This is a genomic window from Nostoc sp. JL34, from assembly GCF_017114945.1.
GTDB lineage: Bacteria > Cyanobacteriota > Cyanobacteriia > Cyanobacteriales > Nostocaceae > Nostoc.
This window is the reverse complement of the sequence record NZ_JABXKQ010000048.1, coordinates 23,326-29,912: the sequence shown is the minus strand read 5'-3', so window position 1 is coordinate 29,912 and position 6,587 is coordinate 23,326. Positions and strand designations below refer to the sequence as shown.

At 42.7% G+C, this 6,587-nt stretch carries 5 protein-coding genes and 3 pseudogenes; 4 read left to right on the top strand and 4 right to left on the bottom strand.

Annotated features, from left to right (window positions below):
• Nucleotides 1–100: 100 nt before the first annotated feature.
• Nucleotides 101–536, bottom strand: a pseudogene (locus HWQ44_RS10285) (transposase); the annotation flags it as partial.
• A 406-nt stretch (nucleotides 537–942) separates the two neighbouring features.
• Here HWQ44_RS10285 and HWQ44_RS10280 point away from each other — a divergent pair.
• The 3 genes and pseudogenes from HWQ44_RS10280 to HWQ44_RS10270 form a co-directional block, all read left to right on the top strand.
• A pseudogene (locus HWQ44_RS10280) lies at nucleotides 943–1,266 on the top strand (IS4 family transposase); the annotation flags it as partial.
• Nucleotides 1,267–1,393: 127 nt separating this feature from the next.
• Nucleotides 1,394–1,492, top strand: a pseudogene (locus tag HWQ44_RS10275) (TIGR00341 family protein); the annotation flags it as partial.
• Nucleotides 1,493–1,562: 70 nt separating this feature from the next.
• A complete protein-coding gene (locus HWQ44_RS10270; RefSeq protein ID WP_292718171.1) occupies nucleotides 1,563–3,116 on the top strand; it encodes a cation:proton antiporter in 1,554 nt (517 codons plus the stop codon).
• A gap of 420 nt (nucleotides 3,117–3,536) precedes the next feature.
• Here HWQ44_RS10270 and HWQ44_RS10265 read toward each other — a convergent pair whose 3' ends face one another.
• From HWQ44_RS10265 to HWQ44_RS10255, 3 genes are all read right to left on the bottom strand, one after another.
• Complete coding sequence (locus HWQ44_RS10265) at nucleotides 3,537–4,091, bottom strand: DUF3124 domain-containing protein (RefSeq protein ID WP_292718169.1); 555 nt, start codon at nucleotides 4,089–4,091, stop codon at nucleotides 3,537–3,539.
• Nucleotides 4,092–4,298: 207 nt separating this feature from the next.
• Entirely contained in the window at nucleotides 4,299–4,976 is a 678-nt protein-coding gene (locus HWQ44_RS10260) for a TrkA family potassium uptake protein (RefSeq protein WP_292718167.1), read from the bottom strand.
• A gap of 486 nt (nucleotides 4,977–5,462) precedes the next feature.
• The gene (locus HWQ44_RS10255) at nucleotides 5,463–5,642 is read right to left on the bottom strand and encodes a hypothetical protein (protein ID WP_292718165.1); all 180 of its coding nucleotides are present in this window, start codon (nucleotides 5,640–5,642) and stop codon (nucleotides 5,463–5,465) included.
• A gap of 128 nt (nucleotides 5,643–5,770) precedes the next feature.
• On the opposite strand from HWQ44_RS10255, the gene HWQ44_RS10250 reads away from it, so the two are divergent.
• The gene (locus tag HWQ44_RS10250) at nucleotides 5,771–6,529 is read left to right on the top strand and encodes a HesA/MoeB/ThiF family protein (RefSeq protein WP_292718163.1); all 759 of its coding nucleotides are present in this window, start codon (nucleotides 5,771–5,773) and stop codon (nucleotides 6,527–6,529) included.
• Nucleotides 6,530–6,587: the final 58 nt, after the last annotated feature.

The window sequence follows — 6,587 nt, the reverse complement described above, 5'->3', positions numbered from 1 at the left end:
TTGAATACCCCATTTTCAACCCTAAACTGTTTCAATGCACCTAATTTCTGTTGATTCTACTTGCTCGTCTAAAAGATATCAAATGGGTTCTATAGGACTCCTATTTGATTTTTGAAAAAACTCCGTACATCTGAAGAGTGGGGAAATCGAAGGTAGTGTGTCGAATAAACCACTCAAACATCCACTTCAAATGCGAGAATTTTGGGATCAAGGCACAGAAACGTCGAACCCATGTTTTAGCTTGCAACCAAATATCTTCGATAGGGTTTTGTTCTGGACAATTAGGAGCTTTAGCGTTCGCAGTGTATTTTCCATTGCTCGGCTGGCAGACCAAGATTTACCTCATCTAAGAAGCCTCGAACTTCGTTGGAACGGTGATAACTAGCGCCATCCCAAAAGATTAGCAATCGCTGGTTGGGGGAGTGAGCTAGCAAATACTGTAGGTAATCAATAGTATTTTTAGAATTTCCGCTATCGTAAGCTTTTAGTAGCAATTCTCGTTCGAGATAGTCAACTGCTCCATAGTACCCCTCTTCTGTCACTTTCCGGTTATTCTAACCCTCTTCTGTCACTCTCCGGGAGGGCGATCGCTAGAAGCCTCATGAGGCAATCAATACAAGCTATACTATTAGAAAAAAATTTGTCTTGTATTTATTATTAGAAAAGAATTGCGCAATCGCTTGCTATACAAAAGCTCTAGAATTAAGAAATGGCAAATGTTTTCGGAGAGTGACAGAAGAGGGGTATTGTCAGAAAAAGAGACTGAAAATTCGTTGTGACTCAGATTATCTTTTTTGCAGTATAAATACGGTTTATTTAGTATAAATATATGTTAATTACTGAGCAAATGGTTTAGCGTAGGCGTAGCCCGCCGAAGGCATCGCACCTTTTTTGTCAAACCTCACAAAATCGCATTGCTTCCACTGCTCCTACGATCGCGGGCTTTTGGGTTTGGCTTATATCTGGGTAGGCGATACCAATGGCGTACAAATTCAAATTCTGGCTACTTGGATTTTTTATGCTGTTCTCAATCAATTATGTCTTGATCTAGCGATCGCATTGAATCAGCCCTGAGAGCGAATTTCTACGGAAATGGTCTTTCGTGGTTTATACCATTTTTTCCAAGCTGTTATCCGTAATGATGCCTCTGAGGCTGTTCCTTATCTTGTAGAACCTCAAAAGCTGTTTGGATTAGTCAAAACCAGGCGTAAGCGCCATCGCGAAATTGACGCTTACAGCCAACAAATTTGGGCAACATCTCCTTAAGTTGACACCAATGGGCACTGCCGTGCCCCTACAACTCGCGATATAATGTACCGCATCTGAATGGGAACCGCTATAGCTATCAGTGAGCGAATTGTAGTTAAATACTTGGCATTACTTAGCAATTACATTAGAAGAATTTATCAAACAAGAGATAGGGCAATCATTCACTCTAATTTTTGAAGTTGGTCAAGTGGAGGAAATTCGACGTTCTGAATCCACACGCTGAACTTGCTAATTTGGCATGAATGAGGAGAGAATCTATCAGTCAAGTCAAACTAATTTTCCAAAACGCAATAGTGGATGTTACCGAATTAGTCAAAGTTTCAATTATTCTCTTGCTCCTTGCTACAGGTGTAGCTCTGCTGTCCCGGCAGTTGCGAATCCCTTATGTTATGGGTTTAGTATTAGCAGGTTTGCCGATCACTGAGCTATTATCTCGTCCGATTGGTTTAAATCCAACCCTTGTTTTGGATCTTTTCCTGCCAATTCTCCTGTTTGAAGCTGGAATCAATACAGATGTCAGTCGCCTACGTAGCACCTTTAAACCAATTGCCCTTTTAGCTGGGCCAGGGGCTGTGCTTTCCAGTGGTATTATTGCCGTCCTGTTGAAATTTGGACTGGGATTGAGTTGGATACCTGCCTTATTTGTAGGAGTAATTCTGGCAAACACTGATACAGTTTCCATGATTGCCGTCTTCAAGGAGATACCAGTGCCCTCCCGGCTTTCTACCATCGTTGAAGGAGAAACCCTCTTTAACGATGCTGCTGCCCTAGTTATGTTCAACTTAATTTTGCAAGTATATTCAACAGGTTCACTGACGTTACTAGAGGGAATCCAACAACCGCTATTTATCTCTCTAGGAGGCGGCCTCGTGGGGTTAGTCTTAGGCTACTTGAGCATACCTGTATTCGCCCGTTTGGATGATCCTCTTAGCAGTCTATTGCTGACTGTAGCGGTTGCATTGGGCACTTTTCAGGCTGGAGATTTTCTCGGTGTATCAGGTGCTGTGGCCGTAGTTGTAGCTGGATTAATTTTCGGGAATTTTGGGCTTTCTCGCAATACTTCTGCTTCTAGTCGCATTACTCTGTTGAGTTTCTGGGAATATGCAGCTTTTACCGTCAACACCTTTATTTTTCTGCTGATTGGTGTAGAAATAGACCTGGTAACCCTCTGGAGGACTTTACCTGCAATTCTACTTGCAGTTTTGGCTTATCAAATCGGGCGAGTTCTTACGGTCTATCCACTGCTAGGAGTGATTCGTTGGTTCGACCGCCCAATTCCGCTGCGCTGGCAACATTTACTGTTTTTAGGCAACATCAAAGGTTCACTCTCAATGGCTCTGGCATTGAGCTTACCCACCACATTACCAGGGCGAGAAGTCCTGATAGCTATAGTCTTCGGCTGTGTGCTGGTGTCGTTAGTGGCACAGGGTTTAAGTTTGCCTTGGGTGGTAAAACGTTTAAAATTATCTAAATTTTCCGAAGTTCAACAACAGGTTGAAGAGTTGCAAGCCCAGTTGATGACGGGTAAAGCAGCACAAGATGAATTAGATAGCCTGTTAAAATCAGGGGTATTACCAAAAGCCGTTTATGAAGAGATGCGTTCAGCTTATCAGGTACGAATTGCCGGTGCAGAAAAGATACTGCGGGAACTATATAATCGTCGTCCTGATGAGGTGGAAGGTAGAAGTAATAAGAGCAGTAAACTTGAAGCCATTCGCCGACGTTTACTGTTGGCAGAAAAAGGAGCGCTCAATGAGGCAATGCGGAAGCGAATTCTCTCGGAAGAAATTGTGCGCGGGCGGATACAAACTCTTGATGAACAATTACTGAAGTTAGAAGATGATTAAATATGGGGCATAGGGCATAGGGCATAGGGCATGGGGGATAGTCTGAGCTTCGTTGATGAACCTTTGAGCTTCGTGAGTGAACCTTTAAGCTTCGTTGATGAACCTCTGAGCTTCGTGAGTGAACTTTTAAGCTTCGTTGATGAACCTCTGAGCTTCGTTGATGAACCTCTGAGCTTCGTGAGTGAACCTTTGAGCTTCGTGAGTGAACCTCTAAGTTTTGCCTCATTTAGGATCTGTTGCCTTCAGTAAGAGATTGAGTCTCTGACTCAATGAATGCATTCCCATGCGGAGCATAGGAACGAGGAATTAACTTAATTACGAATTACGAATCACGTTAGCGTAGTAACGGTAGTGAGTCCGCGTACTCTTACAGAGAAGCAAGCTACGCTTTTAGCGTCTTGTAGAGAGCGTCATTACGAATTATTTTAAAGGCGATCGCTTATAGTTATTTTGACTTTTAATTACCCTACCAGGACTGATAAAAGAAATTCCTTGTTGAAAGTCAGTACCAATCATGACCGCCTCCACTATTGGTTCGGATATTTCTGTTTGGGCTACCCACTCTACAATAAAGTTTGCGCCTAAACCTCCACTGGTATCATTTCTATTTATAAAGAAATCTGTAGAAGCTAGTGCATCAAGTTGAATAGGGCGCTCCAAATACTGTTTAACTAGTTTCCCTTCCGAGTTATAGTAGCGCACAGAAGTAATGATGATCGGATTCGTCAAATCTGTATTCCGAATACTGAGCGTAACTGCTAACTCAAAAATCTCTTGGCGATTGTGATGATAGATGTGAGAATATACAGGAACATAAACAGTTTGACCGCTTGCTATCTTAAAATTCTTATCCAGCGTCACGATTTTTTGCAATGGGGTTGCTTGAGTGGCATCGGGTTGTGACTTGGGTGTTGATTCACAAGATGCAAGAATAATAACAGCGATCGCTAAATAAATATGTGGATACAGTTTCATCAAAACTATTTACACCAATTTTTTATATAGACAGCAGTTTGCAATTAAGTGAGGTACAAAAAGCAGGACTCAAAATTACATATACAGAGTTTCTGCCTTCTACCTCCTGTTTCCTACCTCAAAATCTGTAACTTTGTACTTCATGCAAACGAAAACTGCTGTATGTAGCTAACCCCACCTAATCAAGTGTTTAGGTAGGGACTGCGCTCAACATCTTTGTTCAATAAAATCAATGACTTGATGTAAACATCGTGGTTTAGTCACAATCAGCACAGTTGAATAAGGTTCCAGTATTGTACTGCCGTTTGGAATCATCAAATCTTCGTGGGGATGGGGTTGATAGCCAATAATTAGCGAACCACTAGGAAATTGGGAATCCTGAGCAATTTCAGCAACGCTACGACCAGCAACATAGCAATTGTTGGGAATGGAAAGTTTCAGAACCTCAATCTGTCCCTGCTCAAAATGCATCATTGATTCTACTTGGGGATACTCAATGGCATTTACCATCGTTGAAACCGCTAGTTCAACAGTACTGATGATGTGGTTAGCTCCAGCGATACGCAGCGGTTCGGCAAAATCTCGGTGGCGCATCCGACTCAAAACATGGGGAACACCGTAGTGTTTAGCAAGAGTCACCATTGCTAAGTTTAAGGCATCACTTCTCAGAACAGCCGCTAAGGAACCGGCTTTGCGAATTCCAGCTTCTAACAATACTTCTGTACTTACAGCACTGCCTTCAAAAGCCATTGCTCCTACTTGTTCACGGGCGTAGCGGCAAGCGATAGGATCAATGTCAATTACGGCAACAGTATGTCCTAATTCTACTAGTTTTTGCGCTAAACTTAGCCCCACTAAGCCTGCTCCACCAATTAGTACGTACATGAATGTTCTTAATGCTCTTTCACTTCACTCTCTAGACTAACAAGGAATGAAGGTGTAGTTTGTGAGGATCGCTCGGCAGTGAAATCAGAGTATACTGAGAGAGCTTTTTTACAACTTGACCAACTTGATTCTATTCAGGGGAGCAATCAAACTGCGCCCAGTAACGCGATCGCGTAGGTAAGTTTTTGGTACACTGTCCCATTAATAATAAGATAGATAAGCTAAACCAAAACTATTTAGTCTATTAGCCACATCACTGAATGTCTGCATAGGATTGCGATCGCTCCAGTAGGGCGAGTATATACGCACGAGTTCTTTGACGCCGCCCAAAAGCTTACCCTTTGATAACTAATATCAAGTCCGGTTAATTACTTATGATTACCGCATCCGTGCAAAAGTCAGGAAACCCTCTTTCCCCCTGCCCCCTGCCGTCTTAATGATAAGTCTTGAACCGGACACGATATGACTCCCCCAATCTTGCTGATGTCATAGCCGCCGAAAATCTCTAATTGCGTTCCTTCTTAGGGTTGCTGTAGGCATCGCACGCTTCCGATGTCCCAAGATATTGATAAACTGCTGTACTGGTGATTGTTCCAAGTATTCTTTGAGAATCACCAGACTCGCGACGCCGAATAGCCCGTCGTAGACATCGCTATATTTGCACATAGCTCCCTTAATAGTGCCTGAAACAAGTACCAACTTTACAGGTATTAAAGTAGAAAATGTATAGACAACTACAATACTTGCTACCAACTAGGTGGTAAATTTTACGACTGATAAAAAATTAAAAAGCGATGAACTTAACACCCAGTGAGTTAGAACGCTATCACCGCCAAATGATGCTTCCCAATTTTGGAGAAGCAGGACAAAAGCGCTTGAAGTCTGCAACGGTTTTGGTTACAGGTGTAGGGGGATTAGGGGGTACATCAGCACTTTATTTGGCAGTAGCAGGTGTTGGGCGGCTAATTCTAGTTCGGGGTGGTGACTTACGGCTAGATGATATGAATCGTCAGGTTCTGATGACAAATGATTGGGTAGGTAAGCCAAGAGTATTCAAAGCCAGAGAAACTCTGCAAGCTATTAATCCTGATATTCAGGTGGAAGCAGTTCATGATTACGTTACAAAGGAGAATGTAGACTCTTTAGTGCAATCTGCTGATATAGCTGTTGATTGTGCCCACAATTTCACAGAGCGGAACTTGCTCAATGAGGCTTGCGTGCGCTGGCAAAAACCAATGGTGGAAGCTGCAATGGACGGAATGGAAGCTTACCTGACGACGATTATTCCTGGTGTCACTCCTTGTCTATCATGCTTGTTCCCAGAAAAGCCAGATTGGAATCAGCGTGGGTTCGCGGTTCTCGGTGCTATTTCTGGGACACTAGCTTGTCTTAGTGCATTAGAGGTAATAAAGCTGATTACTAAGTTTAGTGAACCCTTATTGTCACAACTGCTGACAATTGACTTGATGCGAATGGAATTTGCCAAACGACATTCTTATCGCGATCCTTCTTGTCTGGTGTGTGGTAGCCGTTCTTGCTCGGAAAATTCGTAAATAGTTGGATAATTGTAGCGATCGCTCCATAAGCGGATCGCCACAACTTATCTACTCA

Excerpts from the sequence above, each read along its gene's own strand:
- HWQ44_RS10265 (WP_292718169.1), bottom strand. The coding sequence starts at position 4,091 with ATGAAACTGTATCCACATATTTATTTAGCGATCGCTGTTATTATTCTT.
- HWQ44_RS10260 (WP_292718167.1), bottom strand. The coding sequence starts at position 4,976 with ATGTACGTACTAATTGGTGGAGCAGGCTTAGTGGGGCTAAGTTTAGCG.
- HWQ44_RS10255 (WP_292718165.1), bottom strand. The coding sequence starts at position 5,642 with ATGTGCAAATATAGCGATGTCTACGACGGGCTATTCGGCGTCGCGAGT.
- HWQ44_RS10250 (WP_292718163.1), top strand. The coding sequence starts at position 5,771 with ATGAACTTAACACCCAGTGAGTTAGAACGCTATCACCGCCAAATGATG.